The 16,662-nt window shown below is 73.0% G+C and carries 14 protein-coding genes; 11 read left to right on the plus strand and 3 right to left on the minus strand.

Going from position 1 to position 16,662, the window contains the following annotated elements:
• Positions 1-23: 23 nt before the first annotated feature.
• Positions 24-1,433 carry a DNA repair protein RadA gene (radA, locus tag ACZ4MF_RS07330; protein ID WP_467490613.1) on the minus strand — a complete coding sequence of 470 codons (1,410 nt, stop codon included), beginning with the start codon at positions 1,431-1,433 and terminating at the stop codon, positions 24-26.
• A 198-nt stretch (positions 1,434-1,631) separates the two neighbouring features.
• Here radA and ACZ4MF_RS07335 point away from each other — a divergent pair, with 198 nt between their 5' ends.
• A complete protein-coding gene (locus tag ACZ4MF_RS07335) occupies positions 1,632-3,428 on the plus strand; it encodes a BACON domain-containing protein (RefSeq protein ID WP_467490615.1) in 1,797 nt (598 codons plus the stop codon).
• A gap of 197 nt (positions 3,429-3,625) precedes the next feature.
• On the opposite strand, the gene ACZ4MF_RS07340 is transcribed toward ACZ4MF_RS07335, so the two are convergent.
• On the minus strand, positions 3,626-4,426 hold the full coding sequence (locus ACZ4MF_RS07340; protein ID WP_467490617.1) for a DUF3109 family protein: 801 nt from the start codon (positions 4,424-4,426) through the stop codon (positions 3,626-3,628).
• 155 nt (positions 4,427-4,581) lie between these two features.
• Here ACZ4MF_RS07340 and ACZ4MF_RS07345 point away from each other — a divergent pair, with 155 nt between their 5' ends.
• The 4 genes from ACZ4MF_RS07345 to ilvD all read left to right on the plus strand — a co-directional run bounded on the left by ACZ4MF_RS07345 (position 4,582) and on the right by ilvD (position 9,233).
• A complete protein-coding gene (locus ACZ4MF_RS07345) occupies positions 4,582-5,514 on the plus strand; it encodes a Ppx/GppA family phosphatase (RefSeq protein WP_356029147.1) in 933 nt (310 codons plus the stop codon).
• A gap of 160 nt (positions 5,515-5,674) precedes the next feature.
• On the plus strand, positions 5,675-6,487 hold the full coding sequence (locus tag ACZ4MF_RS07350) for a sugar phosphate isomerase/epimerase family protein (RefSeq protein ID WP_356029145.1): 813 nt from the start codon (positions 5,675-5,677) through the stop codon (positions 6,485-6,487).
• The gene (locus ACZ4MF_RS07355; protein ID WP_467490619.1) at positions 6,484-7,233 is read left to right on the plus strand and encodes a TetR/AcrR family transcriptional regulator; all 750 of its coding nucleotides are present in this window, start codon (positions 6,484-6,486) and stop codon (positions 7,231-7,233) included. The genes ACZ4MF_RS07350 and ACZ4MF_RS07355 overlap by 4 nt, the downstream gene beginning before the upstream one ends.
• A gap of 146 nt (positions 7,234-7,379) precedes the next feature.
• Positions 7,380-9,233 carry a dihydroxy-acid dehydratase gene (ilvD, locus tag ACZ4MF_RS07360; RefSeq protein WP_467490621.1) on the plus strand — a complete coding sequence of 618 codons (1,854 nt, stop codon included), beginning with the start codon at positions 7,380-7,382 and terminating at the stop codon, positions 9,231-9,233.
• Between the two features lie 125 nt (positions 9,234-9,358).
• On the opposite strand, the gene ACZ4MF_RS07365 is transcribed toward ilvD, so the two are convergent.
• A complete protein-coding gene (locus ACZ4MF_RS07365) occupies positions 9,359-11,506 on the minus strand; it encodes a serine/threonine-protein kinase (protein WP_467490623.1) in 2,148 nt (715 codons plus the stop codon).
• A gap of 178 nt (positions 11,507-11,684) precedes the next feature.
• Between ACZ4MF_RS07365 and ACZ4MF_RS07370 the strand changes: the two genes are divergently transcribed.
• The 6 genes from ACZ4MF_RS07370 to proC all read left to right on the plus strand — a co-directional run bounded on the left by ACZ4MF_RS07370 (position 11,685) and on the right by proC (position 16,278).
• Complete coding sequence (locus ACZ4MF_RS07370; RefSeq protein WP_467490625.1) at positions 11,685-12,002, plus strand: SH3 domain-containing protein; 318 nt, start codon at positions 11,685-11,687, stop codon at positions 12,000-12,002.
• 55 nt (positions 12,003-12,057) lie between these two features.
• Entirely contained in the window at positions 12,058-12,585 is a 528-nt protein-coding gene (locus ACZ4MF_RS07375; protein WP_467490627.1) for an EamA/RhaT family transporter, read from the plus strand.
• Positions 12,586-12,977: 392 nt separating this feature from the next.
• Entirely contained in the window at positions 12,978-13,757 is a 780-nt protein-coding gene (locus ACZ4MF_RS07380; RefSeq protein WP_467490629.1) for a class I SAM-dependent methyltransferase, read from the plus strand.
• 48 nt (positions 13,758-13,805) lie between these two features.
• Positions 13,806-14,573 (plus strand): ABC transporter ATP-binding protein, encoded by a 768-nt coding sequence (locus ACZ4MF_RS07385; protein ID WP_467490631.1) that lies wholly within the window; start codon positions 13,806-13,808, stop codon positions 14,571-14,573.
• A 32-nt stretch (positions 14,574-14,605) separates the two neighbouring features.
• Positions 14,606-15,400, plus strand: coding sequence for an ABC transporter permease (locus ACZ4MF_RS07390; protein ID WP_467490695.1), 795 nt, complete (start codon positions 14,606-14,608; stop codon positions 15,398-15,400).
• Between the two features lie 65 nt (positions 15,401-15,465).
• Entirely contained in the window at positions 15,466-16,278 is an 813-nt protein-coding gene (proC, locus tag ACZ4MF_RS07395) for a pyrroline-5-carboxylate reductase (protein WP_467490633.1), read from the plus strand.
• Positions 16,279-16,662 lie beyond the last annotated feature (384 nt).

A 16,662-nucleotide genomic window follows, 5' to 3' on the forward strand; every position in this document is an offset into this window, starting at 1 on the left:
GACGGGCGAGACCTGGGCAAAGTCTACCGGCGCTCCTCCGCCTCCCGCGGGGCCTCCCGGCGACGCGAGCGCGGCAGGACCCGCAGCGCGTCCCCCATGTCCGCCACTTCCAGGACCTTCATGCCGGGCGGCACCTTGCCCGGATCGGTCGGCACGAGCGCGTGCGTGAAGCCCAGCCGGTACGCCTCGGCGAGCCGGCGCTGCACGCCCGTGACCCGTCTGACCTCGCCCGCGAGGCCCACCTCGCCGATGGCCACCAGGTTCTTCGGCAGCGGGGTGTCGCTCGCGGCGGAGGCGAGCGCCAGCGCGATGGCGAGGTCGGCGGCGGGCTCGGACAGCTTCACCCCGCCCACCGTCGCCGAGTAGATGTCCCGCTTGCCGAGCGCGCTGATCCGCCCGCGCTGCTCCAGCACCGCCAGCATCATCGACACCCGGGAGGTCTCCAGGCCCGAGGTCGTCCGGCGCGGGGAGGGGATCTGGGAGTCGACGGTCAGTGCCTGCACCTCGGCCACCAGCGGGCGGCGGCCCTCCAGGGTGACGGTCAGGCAGGTGCCCGGCACCGGCTCGGCCCGCCGGGTCAGGAACAGGCCGCTGGGGTCGGCCAGGCCGGTGATGCCCTCGTCGTGCAGCTCGAAGCAGCCGACCTCGTCCGTGGCGCCGTAGCGGTTCTTCACCCCGCGCACCAGGCGCAGGCGCGCGTGCCGGTCGCCCTCGAAGTGCAGGACGACGTCCACGAGGTGTTCGAGGAGGCGGGGGCCCGCGATCGCACCGTCCTTCGTGACGTGGCCCACGAGGAGCGTGGACATGCCGCGCTCCTTGGAGGCGCGGATGAGCGCCCCGGCCACCTCCCGCACCTGAGCCATGCCGCCGGGCGCACCCTCGATCTGAGGGGAGGCCACCGTCTGCACCGAGTCCAGGATCAGCAGGGACGGCTTCACCTCGTCCAAGTGGCCGAGGACGGCGGCCAGATCGGTCTCGGCGGCCAGATACAGCTCGTCGTGCAGCGCGCCGATGCGGTCCGCGCGCAGCCGCACCTGGCTCGCCGACTCCTCGCCCGTGACGTAGAGCGTGCGGTGCTCGGCGCTCGCGGACTTGGCGGCCACGTCCAGCAGCAGGGTGGACTTGCCGACGCCGGGCTCGCCCGCGAGCAGCACGACCGCGCCGGGCACCAGGCCGCCGCCGAGCACCCGGTCCAGCTCGGGCACGCCGGTCGTGCGGGCGGTGGCCTGGCGGCCGTCGACCTGGCCGATGGGCAGCGCGGAGTTCGTGACGCGGCCCGGTGCCGTCGTACGGACCGCGGGCGCGCCGTACTCCTCGACGGTGCCCCACGCCTGGCATTCGGGGCAGCGGCCGAGCCACTTGGCCGTCTGCCAGCCGCACTCCGTGCAGCGGTAGGACGGGCGGTCCTTGGTGGTCTTGGTACGGGCAGCCATGCGGAAACCGTAGCCCGCGGCACTGACAACCGGTCCCGGGACCGGGCCACGGACGCTTCCGGACCGGGCCGCGGACCTCCCCGAGTCGCGCAACAAAGGGTTCCTGTCCCCTTATGAGGGATCGTTTCACCCGTACGGATTAAAAGAGCTCAAGGATAAAGAAGGGGCGCTCCGGGGCCGCCTACGGTCGCACAGGTGATGAGCAGCAGTCCGGAGACCACGACCCGCACCACCGGAGCGCACCGGACGCACCACGCGGCGCGCGAAACACGTGAGGCACGCGAGGAGCGGGAGGGGCGCGACCGCGCCGCCGCGCGTACCCTCGCCCACCGCGTGCCGACGCGCTACGAGCCGTATCTGGACGGACTGTTCACCTACTGCCTGTCGGTGCTCTGCGACCACGACGCCGCCACCGCCGCCCTCCGCGACGTCCTCGCCCTGGCCGAGCGGCGCGCGCACCGCGTCCCGGAGGCCGCGGCCGACCGCAGGGCCTGGCTGTACGCACTGGCCCGCTGGGCGTGCCTGCGCGGGCTGACCGAGGCCAAGCAGAAACGTCAGGCCACCCACGCGGCGGGCCGCGCGGCGCCGGCCGGAGCGGGCGGGGCGGCCGCGGGCGAAGCCGGCGGGACCGCGGGGAAAGGAGCCGGGGGGAAAGGGGCCGCCGGCGCGGCGGCGGGACAGGGTTCCGATCCGGCCCTCGCCCCGGAGACCCAGGAGCAACGGCGCCGCGAACTCGCCCTGCTGGCCTGGCCGGAGGCCGCCGGCACCACCCCGGAGCAGCGCGAGGCCCTGGAACTCGCCGTCCGCCACCACCTCGGCGCCCACGAGGTCGCCGCCGTCCTCGGCATGGCGGTCGCCGCCGCGCGCGAGCTGCTCGCCTCCGCCGCCTGCGAGGTCGAGCGCACCCGTGCGGCCCTGGCCGTGGTCGAGGCCGGCGGCTGTCCGAGCGTGGCCCACCTCACCGGCGACAGCCGGCTCGTCCTGAGCACCGCGCTGCGCCGCGAGCTGGTCCGGCACGTCGACGACTGCCCGCGCTGCCGCCGCACCGCCGAGCGCGCCGCCGCCCCCGGGCGCTGGCCCGGCACCACGGTCACCCCCGCCGAGCTGCCCGTCCTGGAGGCACCCCGCGCGGACCTGCACAGGGCGTTCGCGCACCACGCACGCGCGCGTGGCGCCGGCGTGCCCCGGTTCGACCGGCGCGGCTTCCCGATGGACCCCAAGGACCGCGCGGCCCGCCGCGACCGGCTCCGCGCGCGTGCCGTGACGACGACGGTCGTCGCCACGGTGGTCGCCGCCCCCGTCCTGGCCCTGTGGGCCGCCTACCGGGGTGCTCCCACGGCGGAGGGCGAGGGCCGCTCGCCCTCCACGAGCGAGGCGCAAGGTCCCGACGCCCTCGCCGACGCCCCGGGCGGCGGCTACGAGAACGCGGGGAACGCCAGCGTGCAGCCCGGCGCCCACGTCGGCAGGAACGGTAAGGCGGACGTCTCGGTGGAGGTCGTCAGCGTCACCGGAGCGGGGCGGCAGGGCGCCGGCCACCTGGACGTGACCGCCGCCAACGACGGCGACACCACGCTGATCACCCTCGCGGCATCGGGCACCGCCCCGGTCCGCTGGTCCGCGTCCACCGCCGTCGGCTGGCTCTACCTCAGCCAGTCCTCGGGAACCCTCGCCCCCGGCCGGACGTCGACGATCAAGGTGTACGTCGACCACCTCCGCGAGCCCTCCGGCCACTGGCACGCACAGGTGGCGGTCGCCCCGGCGGCCACGGTGGTCACGATCGACGGCTACGGCACGGCCCCGACGCGCCCGACACCCCCCGCGCCCCCGCCGTCCTCCGCTCAGCCCGCCCCGCCGACCGCACCCCCCACGACCCGGCCCTCCACTCCGCCGTCCACCCCTCCGACCGCCCCGAGCCCCACACCGACGCCCCCGGCCTCGCCGTCACCGCCCCCGACAGCCTCCGGCAGCGCCACGCCGAGCCCGTCGGGCAGCTAGGGGTGGCGTTTGGATCATCCCGGCGTCGTGGGGTCTGGCACGCCCCGTCTGCGGCGTTGTCGTCACTCGCCGAATCCCCCACGCTCGGCTTCGCTCGCGCGGGAGGGGCCCCACGACCCCGCTCGGGTCGGCCGATCCGCACCGTTCGTCACAGCCGGCCTGATCCAAACGCCACCCCCTCGGGGATGCCGGTGGCGTTACGGGGCCGGGTCGGCGGGGTGGGGGGCGACCAGTGGCAGCTGCGAGGCCAGCCGCGCTTCGCACAGCTCGACGAGACGGTCGTACCCCGCCTTGCCCATCAGCTCGGTCAGCTCGGGCCGGTAGGACACGTACACCGGCTCGCCCGCGCCGTGCGCCGACGTCGCCGAGGTGCACCACCAGTGCAGGTCATGGCCGCCCGGACCCCAGCCCCGGCGGTCGTACTCCCCGATGGACACCTGGAGCACGCGCGTGTCGTCGGGCCGGTCGATCCAGTCGTACGTCCGCCGGATCGGCAGCTGCCAGCACACGTCCGGCTTGGTCTCCAGCGGCTCCCGGCCCTCCTTCCGCGCCAGGATGTGCAGCGAGCAGCCCGCGCCGCCCGCGAAGCCGGGCCGGTTCTGGAAGATGCACGAGCCCTGGTACGGCCGGGTCTGCCGGGACCCCTCCTCGTCCTTCGACACCCAGCCGTTCCGCGTGCCCTCGGCGTGGTGCTGCCAGATGTCCGGAGTGAGCCGCGCCACATGCTCGGCGACCCGCTTCTCGTCGTCCTCGTCGGAGAAGTGCGCGCCCAGCGAGCAGCACCCGTCGTCCGCGCGGCCCGCCTGGATGCCCTGGCAGCCGCTGCCGAAGATGCAGTTCCAGCGAGAGGTGAGCCATGTCAGATCACAGCGGAAGATCTGCTCGTCGTCCGCCGGGTCAGGAAACTCCACCCACGCGCGCGCGAAGTCGAGCCCCTTCTCGTCGCTCGCCTTCGCGGCCTGATCGGACGTCTTGGACTTCTTGGACTTCTTCGACATGGACGACGCCTTCGCCTGCGCGGACTCCCCATCCTTCAATGCCTTGGAGGATTTGGGGTCCTTCGCCTTTTTCGTCTTTGGCACATGACCAGGGTAAGTGGCCGACGCCCGCTCCGGGGTCCGTCGACCGCGGATCTGGCAGTAGCGTTCCGTATATGAGACTCGGTGTCCTGGATGTGGGTTCGAACACGGTGCATCTGCTGGTGGTGGACGCCCACCCCGGCGCGCGCCCGCTGCCCGCGCATTCGCACAAGGCCGACCTTCGGCTCGCCCAACTCCTCGACGACAGCGGTGCCATCGGCGACGACGGCATCCACCGGCTCGTCGCCGTCGTACAGGACGCCCTCCAGGCCGCCGAGGACAAGGGCGTCGAGGACCTGCTGCCGTTCGCGACCTCCGCGGTCCGCGAGGCGGTCAACGCCGACGACGTCCTCGCGCGCGTGGAGGCCGAGACCGGCGTACGACTCCAGGTCCTCAGCGGCGCCGAGGAGGCCCGCCTCACCTTCCTCGCCGTACGCCGCTGGTTCGGCTGGTCGGCGGGGAAGCTGCTGGTCCTGGACATCGGCGGGGGCTCCCTGGAGATCGCCTACGGCATAGACGAGGAGCCGGACGCCGCCGTCTCCCTGCCGCTCGGCGCCGGCCGGCTCACCGCGGGCTGGCTGCCCGGCGACCCGCCCGCCGCCGAGGACATCCGCGCCCTGCGCCGCCATGTGCGCACGGAGATCGCCCGCTCCGTCGGCGAATTCAGCCGCCTCGGCACCCCCGACCACGTGGTCGCCACCTCCAAGACCTTCAAGCAGCTCGCCCGCATCGCCGGCGCCGCCCGCAGCGCCGAGGGCCTCTACGTCCAGCGCGAGCTCAAGCGCGAGTCCCTGGAGGCCTGGGTCCCCCGGCTGGCCTCCATGACCGCGGAACAGCGCGGCGAACTGCCCGGAGTCTCGGAGGGCCGCGCCGGCCAGCTGCTGGCGGGCGCCCTGGTCGCCGAGGGCGCGATGGATCTCTTCGGCGTGGAGAGCCTGGAGGTCTGCCCGTGGGCCCTGCGGGAGGGCGTGATCCTGCGACGCCTGGATCACATGGGATCCGCATAGCGCTCCGTAAGGGGCGCGGGGCTGTGCCGATGTGCGGCTCCGCCGCATGAGCGCGAGCAACCCACCACACACCCGCACCCGCACCCGCCCGAATGGCAAAGCTCACAACGGCGAATGGGCACCAAACACCGGAGCCACTCCACCCCTTAAGGTGGCACCCGTGGCTGAACCCAGGGACGTCCCCGTCGCGCTGTCGACAGCCTCCGTCTACCCGGAGTCCACGGCGACGGCCTTCGAGATCGCCGCGCGCCTCGGGTACGACGGTGTCGAGGTCATGGTGTGGACCGACCCGGTCAGCCAGGACATCGAGGCGCTGCGCCGCCTGTCGGACTACCACGGCATCCCGGTCCTGGCCGTGCACGCCCCCTGTCTGCTGATCACCCAGCGGGTCTGGTCGACGGACCCCTGGGTCAAGCTCCAGCGGGCCCGGGCGGCCGCCGAGAAGCTGGGTGCCTCCACCGTCGTCGTCCACCCGCCCTTCCGCTGGCAGCGGCAGTACGCGCGCGACTTCGTCGACGGGATCTGGCGGATGGCGGACGAGACGGACGTACGGTTCGCGGTCGAGAACATGTACCCGTGGCGCTACCGCGACCGCGAGATGCTCGCGTACGCCCCCGACTGGGACGTCACCCAGCACGACTACCGGCACTTCACGGTCGACCTCAGCCACACGGCGACGGCCCGCACCGACGCGCTGGAGATGGTCGGCCGCATGGGCGACCGGCTCGGCCACGTCCACCTGGCCGACGGCAGGGGTTCCGCCAAGGACGAGCACCTGGTGCCCGGCCGCGGCACCCAGCCCTGCGCCGAGCTGCTGGAACACCTCGTCCTCTCCGGTTTCGACGGCCATGTCGTGATCGAGGTCAACACCCGCCGGGCGATGTCCGGCGCCGAGCGCGAGGCCGATCTCGCCGAGGCCCTGGCCTTCACCCGCAAACACCTGGCCTCGGCGGTACGGGTGCCCCGGCGATGAGCGAGAAGCAGCCCCCAGCGGGATCCCCGGCCGAGCCCCCCACCGGCCCCTCCGCCGAGCCCCCCACCGGCCCCTCCGCCGGACCTCCCACCGGCCCCTCCGCCGGACCTCCCACCGGCTCCTCCACCGGCCCCTCCGCGGCGGACGAACCGCCCGCCCGCCGACGGGGCCGTCCCCCGCGCACGGAGTCCGCCGGCACCCGCGACCGCATCCTCGGCGCGGCCCGCGAGGAGTTCTCCGAGCGCGGCTACGAGAAGACCTCCGTCCGCGGCATCGCCAAGGCGGCCGGCGTCGACTCCGCGCTGGTCCACCACTACTTCGGCACCAAGGAGCAGGTCTTCGAGGCGGCCGTCGCGGTCGCCTTCGCGCCCGCGCTGAACGCCCCCGACGCGGTGGCCGCCGGCTCCCTGGAGGGGATGGGGGAGCGGCTGACCCGCTTCGTCTTCGGCGTCTGGGAGAACCCCACGTCCCGTACCCCGCTGCTGGCCATCCTCCGCTCGGCCGTCAACAACGACACCGCGGCCGCCGTGTTCCGCCGCCTGATCGCCACCCAGCTGATGCGCCGGATCGCCGCCCAGGTGGACCTGCCGGACCGGGAGCTGCGCGCCGAGCTGGCCGCCGCCCAGCTGGTGGGCGTGGCGATGATGCGCTACGTGATCAAGCTGGAACCGCTGGCGTCGGCGGACCTGGAGCAGATCGTCGCCCGCGTCGCCCCCGTCGTACAGCACCACCTCACGGACGGGTGAGACGCACCGACGGGTGAAATGGGCGTCCCGTATTCCGGACAACCATGTCCATCCCTTGGAGCGTCGGCGTAGGCTCATAGGCAGCCAGAACTCTCTGGACACTCTCTGGACGCAGAACCAGAAGGTCACTGAAGGAGCGAGCGACGATGCCCGAGCTGAGGTCCCGCACAGTCACCCACGGCCGCAACATGGCGGGCGCCCGCGCCCTGATGCGCGCCTCCGGTGTACCCGGTGCGGACATCGGCCGGAAGCCGATCATCGCGGTCGCGAACTCCTTCACCGAGTTCGTGCCGGGCCACACCCACCTCCAGCCGGTCGGCCGGATCGTCAGCGAGGCGATCACGCAGGCGGGCGGCATCCCGCGCGAGTTCAACACGATCGCGGTCGACGACGGCATCGCCATGGGCCACGGCGGCATGCTGTACAGCCTGCCCTCCCGCGACCTGATCGCGGACTCGGTGGAGTACATGGTGGAGGCCCACTGCGCCGACGCCCTGGTCTGCATCTCCAACTGCGACAAGATCACCCCGGGCATGCTGATCGCCGCCCTGCGCCTCAACATCCCGACCGTCTTCGTCTCCGGCGGCCCGATGGAGTCCGGCCGGGCCACGCTGGTCGACGGCACGGTCCGCACGCTCGACCTGGTCGACGCGATCTCCGACGCCGTCAACGACAAGATCTCCGACGAGGACATCCTCCGCATCGAGGAGAACGCCTGCCCGACCTGCGGCAGCTGTTCCGGCATGTTCACCGCCAACTCGATGAACTGCCTGACCGAGGCCATCGGCCTCTCCCTCCCGGGCAACGGCTCGGTCCTCGCCACCCACACCGCCCGCCGCCGCCTCTACGAGGACGCGGCGCGCACGGTCATGGACCTCACCCGCCGCTACTACGAGCAGGACGACGACTCCGTCCTCCCCCTCAACATCGCCACCTTCCAGGCCTTCGAGAACGCCATGGCCCTGGACATCGCGATGGGCGGCTCCACCAACACGATCCTGCACCTGCTGGCCGCCGCCCAGGAGGCGGGAGTCCCCTTCGGCCTGGAGCAGATCGACGCCGTCTCGCGCCGGGTGCCGTGCCTGGCGAAGGTGGCTCCCAACGTCGCGAAGAACCGCACGTACTACATGGAGGACGTGCACCGCGCCGGCGGCATCCCCGCCCTGCTCGGCGAGCTGCACCGCGCGGGCCTGCTCAACGAGGACGTGCACGCGGTCCACAGCCCGTCCCTGGCCGACTGGCTGAAGACCTGGGACGTCCGCGGCGGCTCGCCCTCCCCGGAGGCGGTCGAGCTGTGGCACGCGGCCCCGGGCTGCGTCCGCTCCGCCGAGGCCTTCTCGCAGTCCGAGCGCTGGGAGTCCCTGGACGACGACGCCGAGGGCGGCTGCATCCGCTCCGCCGAGCACGCGTACTCCAAGGACGGCGGCCTCGCGGTCCTCAAGGGCAACCTCGCGGTCGACGGCTGCGTGGTGAAGACGGCCGGCGTGGACGAGTCGATCTGGACCTTCGAGGGCCCGGCGGTCGTCTGCGAGTCCCAGGAGGAGGCCGTCCAGCGCATCCTCACCCACGAGGTCAAGGACGGCGACGTCGTCGTCATCCGCTACGAGGGCCCCAAGGGCGGCCCCGGCATGCAGGAGATGCTCTACCCGACCTCGTACCTGAAGGGCCGCGGCCTCGGCAAGACCTGCGCCCTGATCACCGACGGCCGCTTCTCCGGCGGCACCTCGGGTCTCTCCATCGGCCACGCCTCCCCCGAGGCGGCCTCCGGCGGCACCATCGCCCTGGTCCAGGACGGTGACCGCATCCGCATCGACATCCCGAACCGCACCATCGAGCTGCTGGTCGACGAGGCCGAACTGGCGCGCCGCGAGCAGGCGCTGAACGGCGCCTACGCCCCCCGGAACCGCGAACGCAAGGTCTCGGCCGCCCTGCGCGCCTACGCCGCCATGGCGACCAGCGCGGACAAGGGCGCGGTGCGCGACGTGACCAAGCTGGCGTGACCGAGCCGGGCTGAGCCCTCGTACGAAAGGCCGCGTACGAAAGGCCGCGTACGAACGGCCGCCTACGCACGACACGGAAAAGGGGCCGCTCCCGGTGGGGCGGCCCCTTCGCATGCCGGTACGGCTCACCACCCGGCCGGATCACGCGCGTCCACCCCGAACACGGTTCCGTCGGGGGCACCGGCGTAGACGTGACCGCCGACGACCACAGGCGCCGGCAGGTCGGCGGTGACCACGCCCGCGTCGGCGCCGAGCCGCGCCGGAGTCTGCCCGACGAGGCGCCCGCCGCGCGCGTCGACGGCCAGCAGGCGCCCGTCGGCCGCGGTGAAGTAGACATGCGCGCCGTCGGACACGGGGGCCGAACCGCGGCTGACGGACGTCTCCAGATGCCAGAGCGGCTTGCCTGCGGCCAGGTCGACGGCCTCCAGCGCGCCCCCCGCGGACAGCAGGTACACCGTGTCGTCGTACACGGTGGCCTGCGGTGACAGGCGTGGGACCGGCAGCGCCACCCGACGCGACGTCTTCGCGGCCGGGGTGTAGCGGACCACGGCGTTCGTGGCCGCGGAGGCCGTGTCGACGGACAGGAGGAACAGGGAGCCGCCCTGGCTGCCCACGGGTTCCAACACCCCGTTCAGCGTCGTCTCCCACCGCACCGCGCCGGTCTCGGGATCCACGGCGGCCACGCGCGTGTGCGTCCCGTCCGGGGACAGGCCGGTCGCGTACGCCACCGGATCCCCGGGGAACGAGGCGAGGGAGGGCGTACTGAACCCGGGCAGACGCCGGTGCCACGTCGTACGGCCCGACCTGCCGTCCACACCGCTGACCGTCCCGTCGGCGCCCGCGATCAGGGCCGTGGCGCCGGCGTACCGGACCGTCGTTCCGCGCGGCAGACGCCGACTCCACGCCTGGCCGCCGGAGCGCGGGTCGCGCGCCGTCAGCAGGGAGGCGCCGGCCGTGCAGAACTGCACGAGGGAGTCGGCCAGCACCGGCGGTCCGCAGACGGGCTCGGCAGCGGTGGAGCGGCGCCACAGGAGCTTTCCGTCGCCGGGGGAGAGGGCGAAGGCGGCACCGGTCCGCGCGCAGAACACCGTCCCCGCCCCGTACGCACACTGCGGCATCCCCGTGGCCCCGGGCGCCGGCTCGGTGTGCCAGGAGCTGAACGCGGCGGCCCTGGTGTGCGGGCTCGTACCGGCCGGCCGGGGACCGGCGCCCCCGATCAGCTGGACCGAGGCCAGTGCGGCGGCCACGACGAGCGCGAGCGCCCCGGCGCCCACGGCCGCCCTCCTGCCGACCCGCCGCCCGACGCGCCCCCCGCCCACCGGCGTGGGCCGCGCTTCGACACCGGACCGTTCCTCGGTACCGGACCGCTCCTCGGCAGGGGACCGCGGGTCCGCCGCCCCGCCGCCCGTACGCTGCGCCGGTATGAACGCCTGCGTGTCGTACGAGGCCGCCACCGACCGCAGTTCCTGCATCAGTTCGTCGGGCGTCGGCCGGTCCTCGGGCTCCTTGGCGAGACAGCGCAGCACCAGTGCGGCGATCCCTTCCGGCACCCCGGTCAGATCGGGCTCGTCGTGCACCACCTGATAGGCGACGACGTACGGGCTGTCCGAGTCGAACGGCCCGCGCCCGGTGGCCGCGTGCACCAGCACCGACCCCAGCGCGAAGATGTCCGCCGCCGGTCCCACCTCCCGCGGCCGCCGGAACTGCTCGGGCGCCATGAAGGGCGGCGTACCGATCAACTTGCCGGTCTCGGTGCGCAGTTCACTGTCCTTCGGCCGCGAGATGCCGAAGTCGATGACTTTGGGCCCGTCCTCGGCCAGCAGCACGTTGCTCGGCTTCAGATCCCGGTGCACGACGCCGACCCGGTGGATGTCGCGCAGGGCCTCGGCGAGCCCGGCCATCAGCCGCCGCAACTGCGCCGCCGGCATCGGCCCGTTCCGTTTGACGTGCTCGGAGAGCGTGGGACCGGGGATGAACAGGGTGGCCATCCACGGCCGTTCGGCCTCCGGATCGGCATCGACGACGGGCGCGGTGAAGGCACCGCTCACCCGCCGGGCCGCGGCCACCTCCTGCCGGAAGCGTCCCCTGAACTCTGGATCCCTGGCGAACTCGGCGTGTACGACCTTCACCGCGAGCTTCAGCCCGGAGGTGCTGCGCGCCAGATGGACGACACCCATGCCACCGGACCCGAGCGAGGACTCCAGGCGGTAGTGGCCGGCGTACTCGGGAAGTTCCGCTTCCGCACCGGCCCCCGTGTCTCTCCGTGGCGCCATGGGACCACCCCCGTGCTGTTCGTCCGCGCGCGCGACGCACGGAGCCTAGTCGATGACTCGTGCGAGACAGAGGCGGCTTGCTAGCCTGCGCGCGCGAGTCGCGCACACCTGTGCTGCGGCTCGATCACGGGGATGACCGACGCCCATGGTGGCCATGGGCTCAACGGGGAGGATTCACATGGCTGTTGACAATGCCGAGGAGACCGAGAGCGGCGCCGTCAGCGACGCGCTGGCTGCGGAGGCTGCCGTCCGCACGTACGCGGTCGCCCCGGGTGTTCGCCTGAACGTCCGCGGCGGCCCGGGCACCAGCTACGGGATCGTCCGCGTGCTGCCCGAGAACACCCGAGTCCCGATCTTCTGCCAGTCCCCGGGCACGACGGTCTCCGGCCCGTACGGCACGACGAACATCTGGGACAACATCGACAACGGCGAATACGTCTCCGACGCCTACGTCCAGACCGGCAGCAGCGGCTACGTCGCCTCACGCTGCGGCTGACCCCACCGGAGCCCGCCCCCACCCGGCGCCGTACCCGTTCGCCATAATCGTTCCTGTGAGCGACGAAACCGGCACCCCGGACATCCCGGCGGGCTCCTCGGGCGGTACGTCCGCCGAGGGCGGCGGCCCCCGCCCCGAGCCCCTGCGCTTCTTCGGCACCTCCTGGGTCAACCACGACGACGGCTACGCGGCCCGCCGCGCCGGCGTCGCCGTCGGCTCCCTCGCCGCGGCCGTCGCCTCCTGTCTGGTGCTCCGCTTCGCCTACGACGGCATCCGCATCGCCGACACCGGCTCCTTCGTGACCGTGCTGGTCATCGCCATGTTCGCGATCTGCAGCGCGCTCGCCTTCCGCAACACCTGGGAGGGCTTCGGCAAGCGGCACGACCCGCAACGCCAGGCCTCCCTGCGCGGCCTCCTCGCCGTCGGCTTCGTCGGCTCCCTCCTCGCCTACTTCTTCCGCTCCCTCAGCGAGGCCCCCGGCGAGAAGCTCCACCGCGAGGAGTACGACACGGCCCGCGAAGCCCACGAACGCCGCACCGCCCGCCGCACCGGCAACCCGTCGAAGAAAAAACGCCGCAAGTAAAGCCCCCACGCGTGCGTGCGGCTTGGCCCCTGGGCCCCGGCGCCCGCTACGGCGCACCCGGCCGGAAGCCGCACCCGCCCGCGCGGGGGTTCCGCCCCTGCGGCCTGGTGCCTGCTGCGGCGGACCCGGGCCCGACGCGCCCCCGCCCGCGCGGGGCTTCGCCCCTGCGGGCCGTTGACCGCCGCGGCGCAGCCAGGCCCGGAGGGCCGACCCGGCGGGACGTCGCACGCGCCCGCGTGGAGCTCCGCCTCCACGTCCCGTTGACCACCGCCGCTCCCAGACCGGGTGTCGCAGCCCGCCCCGCCCCCGTACTCGCTCCCCGCCCCGCCCGAGCCCTCCACACCAGCCCGAAACCCCCCGCACCCGCCTCTCGCGTCGACCACCATGGCCGTATGACCACGACGCCCTCCCCCTCGCACGCCCTCCGCGCCCGCTCCTTCAACGCCGCGGCCGCCCAGTACGCCGCGCACCGCCCCTCCTACCCGCCCGCGCTCTTCGACGCCGTCGAGGACGTGGCCGGCCGCTCGCTCACCGGTGCCAAGGTCGTGGACGTCGGCGCCGGCACCGGCATCTCCACCGCCCTCCTGCACGACCGCGGCGCCGACGTCCTCGCGGTCGAGCCCGGCGAGGGCATGGCCGCCGAGTTCCGCCGCAGGCTGCCGCACATCCCGATCGTGCGCGGCAACGGCAACGCCCTCCCCGTCGCCGACGCCCACGCCGACTTCGTCACCTACGCCCAGGCCTGGCACTGGACGGACACCACCCGGTCGGTGCCGGAGGCCCTGCGCGTACTGCGGCCGGGCGGCGCGCTGGCGCTGTGGTGGAACACCGACGCGCTCGACGTCGAATGGATCGGCGAGGCCGCCGACCGCAAAGGCCGCCTGCTGGGCGTGGACTTCGCCGCCAAGAAGCGCCGGGCCCAGGGAAGCACCGACCTGGCCGACCCCAGCGGGCGCCTGGACTTCGTCCGCGAGGAGGTCCGCTGGAGCCGCCGCGTTCCGATCGACGCGCACCTCGCGAACGTCGGCAGCCACTCGGACTTCCTGGTGATGCCCGAGGACCGCAGGACCGCCTTCCTGGAGGAGGAGCGCGCCCATCTGCTGGAGGTCTTCCCGGACGGGACCGTCGAGGAGACCTACGACGTCCTCCTCCTCGTCGCCCTCAGGCTCTGATCCCCACGCCCCTTGACTCCACGGCCGCCCAGGCCAATTATTCATCGCATGATGAATAATGCGGTCCGGGCCGACGACCTCACCGTCGTCCGCGGCCGGCGCACCGTCCTGCACCAGCTCCGCTTCACCGTCCCGCCCGGCCGGATCACGGGCCTCCTCGGCCCCTCCGGCTGCGGCAAGTCCACCCTCATGCGCGCCGTCGTCGGCACCCAGGCCAAGGTCACCGGCACCCTGGACGTCCTCGGCCACCCGGCCGGCCACCCCGCCCTGCGCAGCCGCGTCGGCTACGTCACCCAGGCCCCCTCCGTCTACGACGACCTGACCGTCCGGCAGAACCTGGAGTACTTCGCCGCGATCCTCGACCCCGGCCGGGCCGCCGCCGAACGGCGCCACGCACACGTCACTCAGGCCCTCACCGACGTCGACCTCACCAGCGACGCCGACGCTGTCGCCGGCGCCCTCTCCGGCGGCCAGCGCGGCCGGGTCTCCCTCGCCGTCGCCCTGCTCGACGCCCCCGAACTCCTCGTCCTCGACGAACCGACCGTCGGCCTCGACCCCGTCCTCCGCCGCGACCTGTGGCGCCTCTTCCACCACCTCGCCGCCACCCGCGGCACCACCCTCCTCGTCTCCTCCCACGTCATGGACGAGGCCGAGCGCTGCCACCGCCTGCTGCTCATGCGCGAGGGCGAGATCCTCGCCGACGACACCCCCGACGCCCTGCGCATCCGCACCGGCACGGACACCGTCGAAGCGGCCTTCCTCCGCCTCGTGGACGAAGCCGCCGCGGCGTCACGCACCCAGGAGCCGACCCGATGAGCCCGACGAGCCCGATGAACTCGACGAACCCGATGAACCCGTTGAGTACGAACGCCCCTGTCACTCCCACGGCGGCCCCCACCGGCGCGCTCAACGCCTCCCGCACCGCCGCCACCGCCGCCCGGGTCCTGCACCAGCTCCGCCACGACCCGCGCACGATCGCGCTGATGATCCTCGTCCCCTGCCTGATGCTGGTCCTGCTGCGCTACGTCTTCGACGCGAGCCCCCGCACCTTCGACAACATCGGCGCCTCCCTGCTCGGCATCTTCCCGCTGATCACGATGTTCCTGGTCACGTCCATCGCCACCCTGCGCGAGCGCACCTCCGGCACCCTCGAACGACTCCTCGCCATGCCCCTGGGCAAGGCCGACCTCATCGCCGGCTACGCCCTCGCCTTCGGCGCCCTCGCGATCGTCCAGTCGGCCCTGGCCACCGGCCTCGCGGTCTGGGTCCTGGGCCTGGACGTGACGGGCTCGCCCTGGCTCCTCCTCCTGGTGGCCCTCCTCGACGCCCTGCTCGGCACGGCCCTCGGCCTCTTCGTCTCGGCGTTCGCGGCCTCGGAGTTCCAGGCGGTCCAGTTCATGCCGGCGGTGATCTTCCCCCAGCTCCTCCTCTGCGGCCTGTTCACGCCCCGCTCCGCCATGCACCCCGCCCTGACGGCCGTCTCCGACGCCCTCCCCATGTCCTACGCCGTCGACGCCATGAACCAGGTCCTCCACCACACCGACATGACGACCACCTTCGTGCGGGACGTCCTGATCGTCGCGGGCTGCGCACTCCTGGTCCTGGCCCTCGGGGCGGCGACACTACGCCGACGGACGGTGTGACCCCGCTGTTCCGCCCACCGGACGGCCACCCCCACCCCCCACTCCCCGGTGCCAGACTGACCCCCATGAGCCAGAAAGTCGCAGTCCTCGGCACCGGCAAGATCGGCGAAGCCCTGCTCAGCGGAATGATCCGCGCCGGCTGGGCCCCCGCCGACCTCCTGGTCACGGCCCGGCGCCCGGAACGCGCCGAGGAACTCCGCGCCCGCTACGGAGTCAACCCGGTCACCAACACCGAGGCCGCCAAGACCGCCGACACCCTGATCCTCACGGTCAAACCGCAGGACATGGGCGCCCTCCTGGACGAACTGGCCCCGCACGTCCCCGCAGACCGCCTGATCATCAGCGGCGCCGCAGGCATCCCCACTTCCTTCTTCGAGGAGCGGCTCGCGGCGGGCACGCCGGTCGTGCGCGTCATGACCAACACCCCCGCCCTCGTCGACGAGGCGATGTCCGTCATCTCCGCCGGCAGCCACGCCACCGCCGACCACCTCTCCCACGCCGAAGAGATCTTCGGAGCCGTGGGCAAGACGCTCCGCGTCCCCGAGTCCCAGCAGGACGCCTGCACGGCCCTGTCCGGCTCGGGTCCGGCGTACTTCTTCTACCTGGTCGAGGCCATGACCGACGCCGGCATCCTGCTCGGCCTGCCCCGCGACAAGGCCCACGACCTCATCGTCCAGTCCGCGATCGGCGCCGCCGTGATGCTGCGCGACAGCGGCGAGCACCCGGTCAAGCTCCGCGAGAACGTCACCTCCCCGGCGGGTACGACCATCAACGCCATTCGCGAGCTGGAGAACCACGGCGTCCGCGCCGCCCTCATCGCCGCCCTCGAAGCAGCCCGCGACCGCAGCCGCGAACTCGCCTCCGGCAAGAAGGACTGAACCTCACGGCAGCGAGTTGACACACCTCACCTCGATCCGTACTGTTCTCCGAGTTGTCCGACGTGAGCGCCGATCTAGGTCGGTCCCCGGACAGCCATTCCGCAAGTCCCAGCCACTCATCGTCGCTTCGGCGCCGACTTTTTTGGCGTGCGCATTTGCGAAATGAGGAATCCGCGTTCGAAAGGACGACGCCCCCGATTAGCTCGGGGGCAGGGAATCCGCTAAAGTCTCACTCGTCGGAACGGCCCAACAGCCGGGAAGACAAACCCCCCTGACTGGGAGTCAGACACCGAAAGGATCTGATAGAGTCGGAACCGCCGGAAAGGGAAACGCGAAGCGAAAGCGGAGCGGGAACCTGGAAAGCACCGAGGAAATCGGATCGAG

The sequence above is a fragment of the Streptomyces sp. NPDC025793 genome, from assembly GCF_055558375.1.